The following is a 16,761-nucleotide window of genomic DNA, read 5'->3' as shown; positions in this document are numbered from 1 at the left end:
GATGCCGTTGTACCTCGTTTTCGTGCAACGGCAGGCCGAATCCAGTCCGGATCCGAACCGGCCCTACTCTAGAAGAACTCGTCCAATAGCCTGAAGTACGCCAGCCGTTCGCCGTCGATATCGCCGCCGTATTCGACGAGGAAGGCCTCGGCCCAGGCCGCGCCGAGTTCGGCCTCGATGTCCCGCGCGGCCAGGGCCAGGTCCTGGTGCCGGTCGGCGACGCCGAGCCGCCCGCAATCGATGAAGCCGCTGAAGCGCCGCCCCTCCGCCAGCAGATTTGGCAGGCAGGCGTCGCCATGGGCGACCACCAGGTCTTCGACCGCCGGACGCCGGTCGAGCAGCAGGCGGTACAGCTCCGTGGCGCTGCGACCGCGATGGTCGTCGTCGAAGTCCGCCTCGTCCACCAGCCCGGCCTCGACCCGCTGGCGCACGGTGTCCAGACGCCGCTCCAGGCGATGGTCGAAGGGACAGGCAGCCGGATCGAGATCGTGCAGCCGGCGCAGGGCGGCGGCCACCAGGCGCACCAGGCGCTCGGGCTCCAGCTCGCCGCGCTGCGCCAGCGCGGACAGCGTGTCCCCCGGCACGGCGCTCATCAGCAGCCATTGCCGGCCGTCGCTCTGGGTTTCGTTCAGCACCTGCGGGCAATCGATGCCGGCCCCGTGCAGCCAGCGCAGGCGGGCGATTTCGGCGGGCAGCTCGGCATGTGCGGACAGCACTTCCTGCTTGACGAACAGGGTCGGCCGCCGCGCAACCTCCAGGCGGTGGACAGTGGCCGCGGAACATCCTTCGCCCTGCCCTCGCCAGCGGTAGCCGGCAAGGTAGTCGGCCCAGGTGGAGGGAGCCTGCGGCGGCATGGAGGTGGCTGCATCATGCATGGAGAAACGCTTCCTGTTCGAGTGGGAGCGCGAGTATACCCGCCCACCCGCTCAGCGACGGGACTCCCCGTCGGCCTGTCGCTGGCGGTAAGCGCTGGGGGTGAGCCCCGCGTAACGCACGAAGAAACGACTGAAGTAGGCCGGGTCCTTGAAGCCGAGCTGGTAGCAGATCTCGTTCACCGAGCCGCCGGTGAACAGCAGCAGGCGCTTGGACTCCTGCATAAGCCGTTCGTACACCAGGCGCTTCGACGGCAGGTCGGCGATGCGCCGGCAGACGTCGTTGAGGCGCGCCTCGGTGACGCCGATGCGGCTGGCGTAGAGCGACAGCGGCCAGTGCTCGGCATAGCGCTCCTCGATCAGCGCGTTGAAGCGCTGGAAGATCTGCAGGTCTTCGTGGCGCATCGGCCGCGCAGCCACCGAATTGGCCGAGAGACGCAGCAGGCTGATCATGACCAGGCGGGTCAGCGCCAGCAGCATCTGCTGGCGGCCGGGACGGCTGGCCATCGACTCGCTGCGCAACTGCTCGAAGAGCAGCGCCAGGCGCGCCGCCTCCTCGGCCGCGCCGCCCTCCAGGTTGCCCAGCGCCACGCAGGCCGGCGCCACCTGCGGGCCGGGCGCCAGGCCCGGCTCGGCCTCGGTGAGGCTCCACACCAGTTGCTGGCGCACGGTCAGCACATGGCCATCGGCGTCCGCCTCGGTGACGAAGGCGTGCGGCACGGTCGGCGGGGTGAGGAAGAACATCGGCCCCGACTCCAGGTACTGGCGCTCGTCGAGATAGACCCGCACCGCGCCGTTCTTCACGTAGTGCACCTGGAAGAAACGGTCGTGCCGGTGCACCGGCATGTTGCGACCGAAGAATCCGGCCAGGTTGCCCAGCGCATCGTAGTGCACCTCGGCGTCGGCATAGCGCTGGTCGTAGACCTGCCCGATGTTGATGTTGGGGATCGGCTGGCGCTCTGGCATGGCGATCTTCTCTTTGTTGTTCTTCCCGGCTGCGCACGCAAGCCGTCGCGGGCATCCGTATACCGCAGACGGCGCCTCTTGCCACCTCCCCGGGACGAATGGCGCAGCAACCGGGGTTGACGATCATTAACATGTTAAATATAACGTTAACACATTAACGAGTTTTCGCCAGGACGGCCCCCTCGCCGTTCGCTTATCGCGCCAGGAGACACCACCACAATGAGCCGCGCACTGAATGACGTCGCCGCCGGCACCCTGTTCGGCGTCGCGCTGAACTACAAGGGCCTGCTCGACAGCCGCCTGCCGGAGTTCCAGCAGCCGCCCTACCAGAAGCCGCCAGTGAAGCCGGTGTTGTTCATCAAGACACCGAATACCCGCAACGAGCACGACGCCCCGGTGCTCTTCCCGCGCGGCGTCGAGCGCCTGCAACCGGGCCCGGCGCTGGGCGTGGTGATCGCTCGCGACGCCAGCCGGGTGAAGGAGGAAGAGGCCATGGCGCATGTCGCCGGCTACGTGATCGTCAACGAGTTCAGCCTGCCGGAAGACAGCTACTACCGTCCGGCGGTGAAAGCCAAGTGCCGCGACGGCTTCTGCCCGTTCGGTCCGCAACTGGTGCCGGCGCAAGAGATCGCCGATCCCCATGCGCTGGAGCTGAAGCTGTACGTCAACGGCGAACTGCGCCAACGCAACAACACCGCCAACCTGGTGCGCGACATCCCGCGGCTGATCGCCGAGATCAGCGAGTTCATGACCCTGCACGCCGGCGACGTGCTGATCACCGGCACCCCCGAAGGGCGCGTCGACGTGCATCCCGGCGACCGCGTCGAGGTCGAGATCGACGGCCTCGGCCGCCTCGCCAACAGCATCGTCGCGGAATGAGGAACCGACCATGAAACACGCACGCATCCGCTACCAGGGCCGGGTTCACCAGGTCACCGTGGAAGACGCCAACGCCGTCCGCCTGGCCGACGGCACCCTGCTCGCCGAGGACCGGGTGGAGTGGCTGCCGCCGGCCACCGGGAGCATGTTCGCCCTCGGCCTGAACTACGCCGACCATGCCGCCGAACTGTCGTTCAAGGCGCCCAGCGAACCGCTGGCGTTCATCAAGTCGCCGGGCACCTACACCGGCCACCGCCAGGTCAGCTGGCGTCCGGACAACGTCGACTACATGCACTACGAGTGCGAACTGGTGGCGGTGATCGGCAAGCCGGCGCGCAACGTCCGCCGCGAGGACACCCTCGGCTACCTGGCCGGCTACACGGTGTGCAACGACTACGCGATCCGCGACTACCTGGAGAACTACTACCGGCCCAACCTGCGGGTGAAGAACCGCGACGCCACCACCCCGGTGGGGCCGTGGATCGTCGACGCGGCCGAGGTTCCCGAGCCGAACCGGCTGGTCCTGCGCACCTGGGTCAACGGCGAGCTGCGCCAGGAAGGCAGCACCGCGGACATGATCTTCGACATTCCCTACCTGATCGAATACTTCTCCAGCTTCATGACCCTGCAGCCGGGCGACATGATCGCCACCGGCACCCCGGAAGGCCTGTCCGACGTGGTCCCCGGCGACGAAGTGGTGGTGGAGGTGGAAGGCGTCGGTCGCCTGGTCAACCGAATCGTCAGCGAGGCCGAATTCTTCCGCGCCCGCGCACAGGAGCACGCAGAATGATCAAACACTGGATCAATGGCCGCGAGGTCGAAAGCAAAGACGTCTTCGAGAACTACAACCCGGCCACCGGCGAGCTGATCGGCGAGGTTGCCAGCGGCGGCGCGGCGGAAATCGACGCGGCGGTGGCGGCGGCCCGCGAAGCCTTCCCGAAATGGGCCAATACCCCGGCCAAGGAGCGCGCGCGCCTGATGCGCCGGCTCGGCGAGCTGATCGACCGGAACGTGCCGCACCTGGCGGAACTTGAGACCCTCGACACCGGCCTGCCGATCCACCAGACGAAGAACGTACTGATCCCGCGCGCCTCGCACAACTTCGAGTTCTTCGCCGAAGTCTGCACGCGGATGAACGGGCACAGCTATCCGGTCGACGACCAGATGCTCAACTACACCCTGTACCAGCCGGTGGGCGTCTGCGGCCTGGTCTCGCCGTGGAACGTACCGTTCATGACCGCCACCTGGAAGACCGCGCCGTGCCTGGCGCTGGGCAACACGGCGGTGCTGAAGATGTCCGAGCTGTCGCCGCTGACCGCCAACGAGCTGGGCCGCCTGGTGCACGAGGCGGGCATTCCGCCGGGGGTGTTCAACGTGGTCCAGGGCTACGGCGCCAGCGCCGGCGACGCGCTGGTTCGCCACCGCGACGTGCGCGCGGTGTCCTTCACCGGCGGCACCGCCACCGGGCGACGGATCATGGAGGCGGCCGGGATCAAGAAATACTCGATGGAACTGGGCGGCAAGTCGCCGGTGCTGGTCTTCGAAGACGCCGACCTCGAGCGGGCGCTGGACGCCGCTCTGTTCACCATCTTCTCGCTGAACGGCGAGCGCTGCACCGCCGGCAGTCGCATCTTCGTCCAGGAAAGCGTCTACCCGCAGTTCGTCGCCGAGTTCGCCGCACGCGCCAGGCGCCTGATCGTCGGCGATCCGCAGGACCCGAAGACCCAGGTCGGCTCGATGATCACCCAGGCCCACTACGACAAGGTCACCGGCTACATCCGCATCGGCCTCGAGGAAGGCGCCACCCTGGTGGCCGGCGGCCTGGAGCGTCCGGCCGGCCTGCCGGCGCACCTGAGCAAGGGGCAGTTCATCCAGCCCACGGTGTTCGCCGACGTGGACAACCGCATGCGCATCGCCCAGGAGGAGATCTTCGGCCCGGTGGTCTGCCTGATCCCGTTCAAGGACGAAGCCGAGGCGCTGCGCCTGGCCAACGACGTGGAATACGGCCTGGCCTCCTACATCTGGACCCAGGACATCGGCAAGGCCCATCGCCTGGCACGCGGCATCGAGGCCGGGATGGTCTTCATCAACAGCCAGAACGTGCGCGACCTGCGCCAGCCGTTCGGCGGGGTGAAGGCCTCGGGCACCGGACGCGAAGGCGGGGAATACAGCTTCGAGGTATTCGCCGAGATCAAGAACGTGTGTATATCCATGGGCAGCCATCACATCCCCCGCTGGGGCGTGTAGGGCGCGCTCGTGCAGAGCGGCCGCCCGAGGCCGCCAGCAGCGCCGGCGTGCAGACACAATCAGAAGAATCCGGGCCAGCCGCCAACGGCCGCGCCCGCTGCCAGGCCCAACGGGCCACCAGGAGAATCGTCATGGGCAAAGTCGCTCTGGCTGCCAAGATCACCCACGTACCCTCGCTGTACCTGTCCGAGCTGCCCGGCCCGCGCCACGGCTGCCGCCAGCCGGCGATCGACGGGCACCGCGAGATCGGCCGGCGCTGCCGCGAACTGGGGGTCGACACCATCGTGGTGTTCGACACCCACTGGCTGGTCAACGCCGGCTACCACATCAACTGCGCGCCGCACTTCGAGGGGCTCTACACCAGCAACGAGTTGCCGCACTTCATCGCCAACATGGAGTACGGCTTCCCCGGCAACCCGGAGCTGGGCCGCATCCTCGCCGAGGGCTGCAACGCGCTCGGCGTGGAGACCCTGGCCCACGACGCCACCACCCTCGGCCCGGAGTACGGCACCCTGGTACCGATGCGCTACATGAACCAGGACCGCCACTTCAAGGTGGTCTCGGTCTCCGCCCTGTGCACCGTGCATTACCTGAACGACAGCGCGCGCCTGGGCTGGGCCATGCGCAAGGCGGTGGAAGAGCACTACGACGGCACGGTGGCGTTCCTCGCCAGCGGCTCGCTGTCCCACCGCTTCGCCCAGAACGGCCAGGCGCCGGACTTCTCCGACCGCATCTGGAGCCCGTTCCTCGAGGTTCTCGATCATGAAGTCGTGCAGATGTGGCAGGAGGGCCGCTGGGCCGAGTTCTGCGGGATGCTCCCCGAGTACGCCTCCAAGGGCCATGGCGAAGGCTTCATGCACGACACCGCGATGCTCCTCGGCGCCCTCGGCTGGTCGGCCTACGACGGCAAGGCGGAGGTCGTGACGCCCTACTTCGGCTCCTCCGGCACCGGGCAGATCAACGCGGTATTCCCGGTCACCGCCCAGGACGGCTCGGCGATCCCCGCCGCCCAGGCCGGCAACCCGGCCGGCGCCAGTTGCGCCAGCCGCCTCTGAGGACGCCACCATGCCGCACTTCATCGCCGAATACACCGACAACATCGAAGCCGAAGCCGACCTGCCCGGCCTGTTCGAGAAGGTCCACGCCTGCCTCGGCGCCAGCGGCGTTTTCCCGCTCGGCGGCATCCGCAGCCGCGGCGTGCGCCTGGACACCTGGCGCATGGCCGACGGCAGGCACGACTACGCCTTCGTCCACATGACCCTGAAAGTCGGCGCCGGTCGCGACCTGGAGACTCGCCGGCAAGTCGCCGAGGCACTTTTCGAGGTGATCACCGCGCACTTCGCCGAGCTCCAGGCGCGACGCCTGATGGCGCTGTCCTTCGAACTCACCGAACTGGACGCGGAGCTGAACTACAAGCGCAACAACGTGCATGAATTCCTGAACAACCCGGCGGACTGACCAGCCCGCCATAACGCTGCACTCACCCAGCTCGCCTCCCGGCCACCGACAGGTCGCCGGGACGTCCGGGCGCTCACAAAAAGTACAAGATCATGAGCACAGCCAGCACCCTGAACAGCACCACCCTGCCTCTCAGCGACAGCACCCACGACCGCGTCACCTGGCGGCTGATGCCGCTGCTGCTGGTGTGCTACGTCTTCGCCCATCTGGACCGCATCAACATCGGTTTCGCCAAGTTGCAGATGAGCGCCGACCTGCACTTCAGCGACACCGTCTACGGTCTCGGCGCCGGGCTATTCTTCATCGCCTATGCGCTGTTCGGCCTGCCCAGCAACCTGATGCTGGAACGGATCGGCCCGCGCCGCTGGATCGCCTGCCTGATGCTGGTCTGGGGCTGTCTCTCCACCGCCATGCTGCTGGTGGAGACCGCACGCGGCTTCTACCTGCTGCGCTTTCTCCTGGGGGTCGCCGAGGCCGGCTTCTTCCCCGGAATCCTGGTCTACCTGAACCGTTGGTTCCCGGCGCGCCGACGCGGGCAGATCACCGCTCTGTTCGCCATCGCCGTGCCCATGGCCGGGGTGATCGGCGGACCGCTTTCGGGCTGGATCCTAGAAGGCTTCCATGACGCCCTCGGACTGCGCGGCTGGCAGTGGATGTTCCTGATCGAAGGCCTGCCGGTTGTGTTGCTCGGCGTGGTGGTCTGGTGCTCGCTGCCGGAAAGCTTCGAACGGGTGGCGTGGCTCAGCGACGAGCAGAAGCACCTGCTGCGCGAGGAACTGGCCGGCGAGGAGCAGCGCAAGACCATCACCTCCTTCTCCGGCATCTTCAGCAATCCGCAGGTGTGGCTGCTGGTGGCGATCTATTTCGCGGTGATGCTGGCGGTGAACACCATCGCGTTCTGGATGCCGAGCCTGATCCACGGCGCCGGCATCGCCCAGGACAGCCGCATCGGCATGCTCAGCGCGGTGCCCTATCTCGCCGGCTGCGCCTTCATGATCTTCATCGGCCGTTCCTCCGACCGCCTGCGCGAGCGCCGCTGGCACCTGGGCATTCCGTTGCTGATGGCCGCCGCCGGGCTCAGCCTGGCGGCCCTGGCACCGACCAGCGCCTGGCTGGTGATGGGCGGCCTGGTGATCGCCGGGATGGGCGCCAGCGCCGCCCTGCCGATGTTCTGGCAACTGCCGCCGGCCTTCCTTTCCAGCGCCACCCTGGCCGCCGGAATCGCCCTGATCAGTTCCTTCGGCAGCATCGCCGCCTTCCTCGCGCCCTACCTGATCGGCTGGATGCGCGACACCACCCAGAGCGCCAGCCTGGCCCTGTACCTGCTGGCCATCCTCATCGCCCTCGGCGCCGGCCTGGTCCTGCGGACCCCCGCCGCCGTGGTCAACCCACGCTGAACCGAGAGACCCCGACCATGCTCGATCCCCGTCTGATCCAGGAAGCCGCCAACCGCCTCGACGCCGCCGAACGCTCGCGCCAGCAGGTAAGGCAGTTCTCCCTCGACTACCCGGACATCGCCATCGAGGACGCCTACGCCATCCAGCGCGCCTGGGTCGAGCGCAAGATCGCCGACGGGCGCGTGCTCAAGGGCCACAAGATCGGCCTGACCTCGCGCGCCATGCAGGTCTCGTCGAACATCAGCGAGCCGGACTACGGCGCCTTGCTCGACGACATGTTCTTCGAGGAGGGCAGCGACATCCCCTTCCAGCGCTTCATCGTGCCGCGGGTCGAGGTGGAGCTGGCGTTCATCCTCGGCAAGCCGCTGAAGGGACCGGGCTGCACCCTGTTCGACGTGCTCGAGGCCACCGAGTGGGTGATCCCGGCGCTGGAAATCATCGATGCGCGCATCCAGCAGGTCGACCCGCAAACGAAAGTCACGCGCAAGGTCTTCGACACCATCTCCGACAACGCCGCCAACGCCGGCGTGGTGATGGGCGGCCGGGCCGTGCGGCCAGGCGATATCGACCTGCGGCGGGTACCGGCGATCCTCTACCGCAATGGCGTGATCGAGGAGTCTGGCGTCTCCGCCGCGGTGCTCAACCACCCGGCCAAGGGCGTCGCCTGGCTGGCCAACAAGCTGGCGCCCTACGGCGTCTGCCTGGAGGCCGGCCAGGTGATCCTCGGCGGCTCCTTCACCCGCCCGGTGGCGGCCGCGCCGGGGGACACCTTCCACGTCGACTACGACCTGCTCGGCAGCATCTCCTGCCGTTTCGTCTGAGGAGGCATTTCCATGGACCTGCCCGTCAATCGCTTCAAGCAACGCCTGCGCAGCGGCGAGGCGCAGATCGGCCTGTGGCTCGGCCTGGCCGATCCCTACTGCGCGGAGCTGGCCGCCAACGCCGGCTTCGACTGGCTGCTGCTGGACGGCGAGCACGCGCCCAACGACCTGCGCAGCCTGCTCGGCCAGTTGCAGGCGCTGGCGCCCTACCCCGGCCAGCCGGTGATCCGCCCGGTGCAGGGCGACACTGCGCTGATCAAGCAATTGCTCGACATCGGCGCGCAGACCCTGCTGGTACCGATGGTCGACAGCGCCGCCCAGGCCGAAGGGCTGGTGCGCGCCGTGCGCTATCCGCCGGCGGGCGTACGCGGGGTCGGCAGTGCGCTGGCCCGGGCCTCGCGCTGGAACAGCGTGGCGGAGTACCTGAACCACGCCGACGAGCAGATGTGCCTGCTGGTCCAGGTGGAAAACCTGGAGGGCCTGGCCAACCTCGACGCGATCGCCGCCGTCGAGGGCGTCGACGGCGTGTTCATCGGTCCGGCCGACCTCAGCGCAGCCATGGGCCATCGCGGCAATCCAGGCCATCCCGAGGTGCAGGCGGCCATAGAGGACGCCATCCACCGCATCCGCACGGCCGGCAAGGCCGCCGGCATCCTCTCCGCCGACGAGACACTGGCGCGGCGCTACCTGGAGCTGGGCTGCGCGTTCGTCGCGGTGGGCGTGGACACCAGCCTGCTGATGCGTTCGCTGCGCGAGCTGGCGGGGCGCTTCAAGGGCGGCGCGCCGGCGCCGTCCGCCAGTTCCTCGGTCTACGGCTGAGGGGTGCGCCCCGCTCCCGCTGCGGGAGAGGGGCCAGGTCGGCGTTGCGGCAGGTATCGGCGTCGGTCCGGGGGCGTATGCCTAGCGTCGGCGGAACAACGGTCGCGGCTCGATCGCCGAGCGGCCGTAGAGCACGCTCAAGCCCGCCAGCCCCTTGAGCGCATCCTCGACGTTCTTGTCCTCGCGCACCGCGAAGGCATCGAAGCCGCACTGGCGCATATGGCTGAGCTGGTCGCGCAACACGTCGCCCACTGCGCGCAACTCGCCGCTCCACCCCAGGCGCACGCGCAGCAGGTAGGCCAGGCTGTAGCCACGACCGTCGCGGAAGCTGGGGAAGTCGACGGCGATCAGCGGCAGCTCGGCGAAGTGCGGCAGCAAGGCCTCCACCTCATCGTCCGGCGCCAGCCAGGGCGCGGCGGCTCCGGCCTCGCCGCGGCGCTCCAGCCAGGCCGCCAGAGGCAGCAGCAACGGCCCCGGCGGCAGCGCGTCGGGCAACTCGCGCAGGAGTTGCCAGGGATCGTCGCGGCAGACCTCGGCGACGCCATCGCGCAAACGGATCAGGTTGTTCATGCCGGTTCCTCCATCCTGGCGTAGACCCGGGCCTTGAACGGCTCCAGGCCGACCCGGTTGAAGGTGTCGATGAAACGTTCCGGGCCGACCCGCAGGTCGGTGAAGGTTTCGACGATCCGTTCGATCACCGCCGGCACCTCGGCAGCGCTGAACGATGGCCCGATCACCTTGCCCAGCGCGCTGTCCTTGCCCTGGGCGCCGCCGAGGGTGACCTGGTACCACTCGCTGCCGTTCTTGTCGACGCCGAGGATGCCGATGTTGCCGATGTGGTGGTGGCCGCAGGCGTTCATGCAGCCGGAGATGTTCAGGCTAAGCTCGCCGATGTCGTGCAGGTGGTCGAGGTCCTCGAAGCGCTGCTGGATACCCTGGGCGATGGGGATCGACTTGGCGTTGGCCAGCGCGCAGTAGTCGCCGCCGGGACAGGCGATGATGTCGCTGAGCAGGCCTTGGTTAGGCGTGCCGAGGCCGGCTGCGCAGGCCTCGCGCCACAGCGCGTGGAGGTTCTCCAGGCGCACGTCGGGGAGCACCAGGTTCTGTTCGTGGGCCACACGGATCTCGCCGAAACCGTAGCGCTCGGCCCAGTCGGCGACGCGTTCCATCTGCTCCGCGGTGACGTCGCCCGGCGGCGCGCTGGCGCCGGGCTTGGTCGACAGCACCACCGAGGCGTAGCCCGGCACCTTGTGCGCCTGGACGTTGCGCGAGGCCCAGCGGGCGAAGGCCGGATCGGCCGCACGGGCGCTGCCGTAGGCCAGCTCGCCGCCGGCCGGCGGCAGGTAGCGCGGCAATACGAAGCGCTCGGCGACCCGCTGGCACTCCTCGGCAGTCAGTTGCGCCGGGCCGTCGCGCAGGTGCTGCCACTCTTCCTCCACCTCGCGGGCGAAAGCCTCGATGCCCAGCGCCTTGACCAGGATCTTGATCCGCGCCTTGTACTTGTTGTCGCGCCGGCCGTAGCGGTTGTAGACCCGCAGGATCGCCTCGACGTAGGACAACAGGTGCTGCCAGGGCAGGTCGTCGCGGATCACCTGGCCGAGCATCGGCGTGCGTCCCAGGCCGCCGCCGACCAGGACCCGCAGGCGCAACTCGCCGGCGTCGGGGTGGCGGTAAAGGTACAGGCCGATGTCGTGCATCTGCACCGCGGCGCGGTCTTCCACCGCCGAACTGAGGGCGATCTTGAACTTGCGCGGGAGGAACAGGAACTCCGGGTTCACCGTCGACCACTGGCGCAGGATCTCGGCCAGCGGCCGGGGGTCGGTCCATTCGTCCGCGGCGACCCCGGCGAAGGCTTCGGTGGTGATGTTGCGCACGCAGTTGCCGGAGGTCTGGATCGCATGCATCTGCGCGCCGGCGAGGTGTTCGAGGATATCGCCGACCTGCTCCAGTTCGATCCAGTTGAACTGGATGTTCTGCCGCGTGGTGAAATGCCCGTAGCCGCGGTCGTAGTGCCGGGCGACGTGCGCCAAGGCGCGCAGTTGCGGCGACGAGAGGGTGCCGTAGGGAATCGCCACGCGCAGCATGTAGGCGTGCTTCTGCAGGTACAGGCCGTTCTGCAGGCGCAGCGGGAGGAACTCCTCCTCGCTCAGTTCGCCGTCGAGGCGGCGGGCGATCTGGTCGCGGAACTGCGCCACCCGCTCGCTCACCAGCGCCTGGTCGTATTCGTCGTACTGGTACATCGCAAAGCCCTCATCGACAGGGTTTCTCCACCGATGACGGGCAGGGTGCGTGGCGAAGAAACCGGGGACCGGCTGCGCCCCTGTTTCTGGCGACAGGATGGGCCGGTGTTCACTGGCACCCACTATCGCCCGCGTACAGACAGCGAAACAGCGGCAGATTCCGCCGAAAAAAACACATCAGATGGCCGACGGCGGCGAATTCGTGCCGCCTGCGACCGGTTGCCACGGGGCGCATATCTGTACTGCCCGAGGTCGCCCGGCAACCCGCGGCAATGCTGGGCCGCTGCTTTCCGGAGGCATCTGATACGGTTTTTCCCGCTCGATCTGCCGCTGTTTCGCCCATCAGCCGGTTCCTATAGTCGCAACCGCCTCTCCAGCCTGATGGGCCTACGAAAAATGAGCGAAAGAATTCCCGCGATCCAGGTCGAGCCCGCCGCACCGGCCGCTCCGTCGAAACAGCCGCCCGCGCCCGGCAAGCTGCCGTCGGCGGTGAACGGCCCGATCTACACCCGCAGCTTCACCGGTCTGTTCCGCAACTTCCGCCGCCTCGGCGGCGGCCTGCTGTTCCTGCTGTTCTTCGGCACCCTGTGGCTGAACTGGAACGGCCGCCAGGCGGTGCTCTGGGACCTGCCCGAACGCAAGTTCTACATTTTCGGCGCGACCTTCTGGCCGCAGGACTTCATCCTGCTCTCGGCGCTGCTGATCATCGCCGCCTTCGGCCTGTTCTTCATCACCGTGTTCGCCGGCCGCGTCTGGTGCGGCTATACCTGCCCGCAGAGCGTGTGGACCTGGGTGTTCATGTGGTGCGAGAAGGTCACCGAGGGCGACCGCAATGCGCGGATCAAGCTCGACCAGGGTCCGGCGAGCACCGCCAAGCTCTTGCGCAAAACGGCCAAGCACGCGCTGTGGCTGGGTGTGAGCCTGGTCACGGCGATCACCTTCATCGGCTACTTCACTCCGGTGCGGCCGCTGGTGGCCGACCTGTTCAGCTTCCAGCTGGACCTGGAAAGCCTGTTCTGGGTGCTGTTCTTCACCGCCGCCACCTATGTCAACGCCGGCTGGCTGCGCGAGCAGGTGTGCATCCACATGTGCCCCTACTCGCGCTTCCAGAGCGTGATGTTCGACAAGGACACCCTGATCGTGTCCTACGATGCCGCCCGCGGCGAGTCCCGCGGCGCCCGCAAGAAAGGCAGCGATCCGCGCGCCCAGGGGCTCGGCGACTGCATCGACTGCCAGCAGTGCGTGCAGGTCTGCCCCACCGGCATCGACATCCGCGACGGCCTGCAGATCGCCTGCATCGGCTGCGCCGCCTGCGTCGACGCCTGCGACTCGATCATGGACAAGATGGGCTATGAACGCGGCCTGGTGCGCTACACCTCGGAACGCGCCCTGGAAGGTGGCCAGACCCGCTTCCTGCGTCCACGCCTGGTCGGCTACGCGGCGGTGATGCTGGCGATGATCGGCGCCTTCGTCGTCGCCCTTGATGCCCGCCCGCTGGCCTCGCTGGACGTGACCCGCGACCGTGGGCTGTTCCGCGAGAACGCCGCCGGGCAGATCGAGAACATCTACACCCTCAAGGTCATCAACAAGACCCAGCAGCCGCAGCGCTATCGCCTGCAACTCGACGACGCGCCGGAGTTCCGCCTGCAGGGCGAGCACACCCTGAGCCTGAAGCCCGGCGAGATCCTCGACTTCCCGGTGTCGGTGGCCTCTACCGCCGAACGCGCCAGGGCCGGCTCGCAACCGCTGGCGTTCAGCCTGCGCGGCATCGACGACCCGAGCCTGGCGGTCGGCAGCACCAGCACCTTCGTTTCGCCGGCGCGCTGAGGAGGCCGCGATGAGGCATGACAACACGGTCCCGGCGCGCATAGAGTGGGCGCCAGCGGCCGTGCCCACGGCCAGCCAGGACAGCGGCCAGGACAAGATGAAGCGCTACGAGAAATTCGCCGACGAGATTGCCGAGCTGATCCGCACCGGCGTCCTCGCCCCCGGGCAGAAGGTGCCCTCGGTACGGCACGCCAGTCGTACCTACGGGGTCAGCGCTTCCACCGTGTTCCAGGCCTACTACCTGCTGGAAAGCCGTGGGCTGATCATGGCCCGCGCACGCTCCGGCTACTTCGTCTGCCAGCACGTGCAGCGGCCGCTGCCGGAACCGGAGATCAGCCCGCGCCAGGCCGACGCCACCGAGGTCGACGTCAGCGAGCTGGTGTTCTCCGTACTCAGTTCGATCAAGGACCCGGACACCGTGCCCTTCGGCTCGGCGTTCCCCAGCCCGCAACTGTTTCCCCTGCCGCGCCTGGCGCGCTCGATGGCCCACGCGGTGCGCGACATGGACCCGCAGTCGGTGGTCGCCGACATGACGCCGGGCAACCATGGCCTGCGCCGGCAGATCGCCCTGCGCTACATGGTCGGCGGCCTGCTGCTGCCGGTGGAAGAACTGGTCATCAGCAACGGCGCGCTGGAGGCACTCAACCTCTGCCTGCAGGTGGTCACCCGTCCCGGCGACCTGGTGGCCATCGAGGCGCCGGCGTTCTACGCCACCCTGCAGGTGCTGGAACGGTTGAAGCTGAAGGCGGTGGAAATCCCCGTGCATCCGCGCGAAGGCATCGACCTGGAAGTGCTCGCCGACAGCCTGGAGCGCCTGCCGATCAAGGCCTGCTGGTTCATGAGCAACTTCCAGAACCCGATGGGCGCGAGCATGGACGACGAGAAGAAACGCGCCCTCGCCGAGCTGCTGGCGCGCCACCAGGTGCCGATGATCGAGGATGACGTCTACGCCGAGCTGTACTTCGGCCAGCAGGCGCCGAAACCGGTCAAGGCCTACGACCAGGAAGGCCTGGTGATGCACTGCAGTTCCTTCTCCAAGAGCCTGGCGCCGGGCTACCGGGTCGGCTGGGTGGCCGGCGGACGCTACGCCGAGCAGATCGAGCGACTGAAGCTGATGACCAGCCTGTCGGCGTCGATCCCGGCCCAGGCGGCCATCGCCGACTATCTCCAGCACGGCGGCTACGACCGCCACCTGCGCAAGCTGCGCTACGCCCTGGAGACCCAGCAGAACGCCATGCTCGCGGCGGTGGCGCGTTACTTCCCCGAGCAGACCCGGGTCAGCCGTCCCAGCGGCGGCTACTTCCTCTGGCTGGAGTTGCCCGAGGCGGTCGACTCGCTGCGCCTGTTCCAACTGGCCCTGGCCCAGGGCATCAGCCTCGCCCCGGGGCCGATCTTCTCCGCCACCCGCCGCTTCGCCCATTGCGCCCGGCTCAACTACGGGCACCCGTGGAGCGCGCGGCAGGAGAAGGCGATGGAGACACTCGGGCGGATCGCCCAGTCGCTGGCGGGATGACGCCCCGCAGACGGAAAGCCACCCCGGCGTAGGGCGGATAACCGCGCGCGGTCATCCGCCATGATCGGCTCGCGTCCCCCCCGCCGCCCTGCACGAACGCCTTCCCCCGCCCCATCTGATACCCAAATTCCATATCGACCTGAAGCTGTTTTACCCCCGCCCCAGCCCTTAGATTGCAGGCTCCGGCCGGCGCCCCGTCTCCCCCCTCGACGGCGGTCGCCGGCTGTTCATTTCTTTCGGGACTGTACAGATGAACAAAGCAACGACGGAACCTGCCTACAACTACAAGGTGGTTCGCCAGTTCGCCATCATGACCGTGGTATGGGGCGTGATCGGCATGGGGTTGGGCGTACTGATCGCCTCGCAACTGGTCTGGCCCCAGATGAACTTCGACCTGCCCTGGACCAGCTTCGGCCGCCTGCGGCCGCTGCATACCAACCTGGTGATCTTCGCCTTCGGCGGCTGCGCGCTGTTCGCCACCAGCTACTACACGGTGCAGCGTACCTGCCAGGTGCGACTGTTCTCCGACACCCTGGCCGCCTTCACCTTCTGGGGCTGGCAGGCGGTGGCGGTGATCCTGCTGGTCAGCCTGCCGCTGGGCAACACCACCACCAAGGAATACGCCGAGATCGAGTTCACCGGCGCGATCTGGCTGGCGATCGTCTGGGTCGCCTACGCGGTGGTGTTCTTCGGCACCCTGATCAAGCGCAAGGTCAAGCACATCTATGTCGGCAACTGGTTCTTCGGCTCGTTCATCCTGACCACCGCGATGCTGCACATCGTCAACCACATGTCGCTGCCGGTGAGCTGGTTCAAGTCCTACTCGATGTACTCCGGCGCCACCGATGCCATGGTCCAGTGGTGGTACGGGCACAACGCCGTAGGCTTCTTCCTGACCACCGGCTTCCTCGGCATGATGTACTACTTCGTGCCCAAGCAAGCCGGGCGCCCGGTCTACTCCTACCGGCTGTCCATCGTCCACTTCTGGGCGCTGATCACCCTGTACATCTGGGCCGGCCCGCACCACCTGCACTACACCGCGCTGCCGGACTGGGCGCAGTCGCTGGGCATGGTGATGTCGCTGATCCTCCTGGCGCCGAGCTGGGGCGGCATGATCAACGGCATGATGACCCTCTCCGGGGCCTGGCATAAGCTGCGCGACGACCCGATACTGCGCTTCCTGGTGGTGTCCCTGGCGTTCTACGGCATGTCCACCTTCGAAGGCCCGATGATGGCGATCAAGACCGTCAACGCCCTCTCCCACTACACCGACTGGACCATCGGCCACGTCCACGCCGGCGCCCTCGGCTGGGTCGCGATGATCACCATCGGCTCGCTCTACCACCTGATTCCCAAGGTCTACGGGGTCGAGAAGATGCACAGCGTCGGCCTGATCAATGCGCACTTCTGGCTGGCCACCATCGGCACCGTGCTGTACATCGCCTCGCTGTGGGTCAACGGCATTACCCAGGGCCTGATGTGGCGCGCGGTCAACGAGGACGGCACGCTGACCTACTCCTTCGTCGAGTCGCTGGTGGCCAGCCATCCGGGCTTCATCGTGCGCCTGGTCGGTGGCGGGTTCTTCCTCACCGGCATGCTGCTGATGAGCTACAACACCTGGCGCACGGTACGCCAGGCGCGCCCGGAAGGAATCCTCGCGGCGGCCCGCATGGCCTGAGCCGCGACAGCGCGTCCCTTCCCTTCCCGAGCCTCGCCCGCCAC

General features: G+C 67.7%; 15 protein-coding genes. 11 read left to right on the top strand and 4 right to left on the bottom strand.

Annotation, left to right across the window (positions count from 1 at the left end; translation table 11 throughout):
* Positions 1–68 precede the first annotated feature (68 nt).
* Both AC1RB9_RS04190 and hpaA read right to left on the bottom strand, forming a co-directional pair.
* A complete protein-coding gene (locus tag AC1RB9_RS04190; protein ID WP_003101274.1) occupies positions 69–875 on the bottom strand; it encodes an APH(3')-II family aminoglycoside O-phosphotransferase in 807 nt (268 codons plus the stop codon).
* A gap of 51 nt (positions 876–926) precedes the next feature.
* Positions 927–1,838, bottom strand: coding sequence for a 4-hydroxyphenylacetate catabolism regulatory protein HpaA (hpaA, locus tag AC1RB9_RS04185; RefSeq protein ID WP_003119091.1), 912 nt, complete (start codon positions 1,836–1,838; stop codon positions 927–929).
* Between the two features lie 219 nt (positions 1,839–2,057).
* Between hpaA and AC1RB9_RS04180 the strand changes: the two genes are divergently transcribed.
* The 8 genes from AC1RB9_RS04180 (at position 2,058) to hpaI (ending at position 9,459) form a co-directional block, all read left to right on the top strand.
* Positions 2,058–2,717: a fumarylacetoacetate hydrolase family protein gene (locus AC1RB9_RS04180; protein WP_003093446.1), complete on the top strand. Its 660-nt coding sequence runs from the start codon at positions 2,058–2,060 to the stop codon at positions 2,715–2,717.
* Positions 2,718–2,727: 10 nt separating this feature from the next.
* On the top strand, positions 2,728–3,507 hold the full coding sequence (locus AC1RB9_RS04175) for a fumarylacetoacetate hydrolase family protein (protein WP_003454245.1): 780 nt from the start codon (positions 2,728–2,730) through the stop codon (positions 3,505–3,507).
* The gene (hpaE, locus tag AC1RB9_RS04170; protein ID WP_003110130.1) at positions 3,504–4,964 is read left to right on the top strand and encodes a 5-carboxymethyl-2-hydroxymuconate semialdehyde dehydrogenase; all 1,461 of its coding nucleotides are present in this window, start codon (positions 3,504–3,506) and stop codon (positions 4,962–4,964) included. The genes AC1RB9_RS04175 and hpaE overlap by 4 nt, the downstream gene beginning before the upstream one ends.
* Before the next feature lie 131 nt (positions 4,965–5,095).
* Positions 5,096–6,019 (top strand): 3,4-dihydroxyphenylacetate 2,3-dioxygenase, encoded by a 924-nt coding sequence (gene hpaD, locus AC1RB9_RS04165; protein ID WP_003093449.1) that lies wholly within the window; start codon positions 5,096–5,098, stop codon positions 6,017–6,019.
* A 10-nt stretch (positions 6,020–6,029) separates the two neighbouring features.
* A complete protein-coding gene (locus AC1RB9_RS04160; protein ID WP_003454246.1) occupies positions 6,030–6,422 on the top strand; it encodes a 5-carboxymethyl-2-hydroxymuconate Delta-isomerase in 393 nt (130 codons plus the stop codon).
* 92 nt (positions 6,423–6,514) lie between these two features.
* Positions 6,515–7,819: an MFS transporter gene (locus AC1RB9_RS04155; RefSeq protein WP_003159297.1), complete on the top strand. Its 1,305-nt coding sequence runs from the start codon at positions 6,515–6,517 to the stop codon at positions 7,817–7,819.
* Positions 7,820–7,836: 17 nt separating this feature from the next.
* A complete protein-coding gene (hpaH, locus tag AC1RB9_RS04150; RefSeq protein WP_003101261.1) occupies positions 7,837–8,640 on the top strand; it encodes a 2-oxo-hept-4-ene-1,7-dioate hydratase in 804 nt (267 codons plus the stop codon).
* A 12-nt stretch (positions 8,641–8,652) separates the two neighbouring features.
* A complete protein-coding gene (gene hpaI, locus AC1RB9_RS04145; protein ID WP_003113007.1) occupies positions 8,653–9,459 on the top strand; it encodes a 4-hydroxy-2-oxoheptanedioate aldolase in 807 nt (268 codons plus the stop codon).
* Positions 9,460–9,540: 81 nt separating this feature from the next.
* On the opposite strand, the gene AC1RB9_RS04140 is transcribed toward hpaI, so the two are convergent.
* Both AC1RB9_RS04140 and AC1RB9_RS04135 read right to left on the bottom strand, forming a co-directional pair.
* Positions 9,541–10,029 (bottom strand): DUF934 domain-containing protein, encoded by a 489-nt coding sequence (locus AC1RB9_RS04140; RefSeq protein WP_003093457.1) that lies wholly within the window; start codon positions 10,027–10,029, stop codon positions 9,541–9,543.
* Positions 10,026–11,699 carry a nitrite/sulfite reductase gene (locus tag AC1RB9_RS04135; protein ID WP_003101256.1) on the bottom strand — a complete coding sequence of 558 codons (1,674 nt, stop codon included), beginning with the start codon at positions 11,697–11,699 and terminating at the stop codon, positions 10,026–10,028. Before AC1RB9_RS04135 ends, AC1RB9_RS04140 begins: the two co-directional genes overlap by 4 nt.
* Before the next feature lie 105 nt (positions 11,700–11,804).
* Here AC1RB9_RS04135 and ccoG point away from each other — a divergent pair, with 105 nt between their 5' ends.
* The 3 genes from ccoG (at position 11,805) to ccoN (ending at position 16,717) form a co-directional block, all read left to right on the top strand.
* Positions 11,805–13,526, top strand: coding sequence for a cytochrome c oxidase accessory protein CcoG (gene ccoG / locus AC1RB9_RS04130; protein WP_481864883.1), 1,722 nt, complete (start codon positions 11,805–11,807; stop codon positions 13,524–13,526).
* Positions 13,527–13,623: 97 nt separating this feature from the next.
* The gene (mapR, locus tag AC1RB9_RS04125) at positions 13,624–15,039 is read left to right on the top strand and encodes a GntR family transcriptional regulator MpaR (RefSeq protein ID WP_003101248.1); all 1,416 of its coding nucleotides are present in this window, start codon (positions 13,624–13,626) and stop codon (positions 15,037–15,039) included.
* A 250-nt stretch (positions 15,040–15,289) separates the two neighbouring features.
* Positions 15,290–16,717, top strand: a complete 1,428-nt coding sequence (ccoN, locus tag AC1RB9_RS04120; protein WP_003093467.1) for a cytochrome-c oxidase, cbb3-type subunit I — start codon at positions 15,290–15,292, stop codon at positions 16,715–16,717.
* Positions 16,718–16,761 lie beyond the last annotated feature (44 nt).

It is taken from the genome of Pseudomonas sp. 20-5, assembly GCF_056782835.1.
This window is presented reverse-complemented; position numbering and strand designations above follow the sequence as displayed.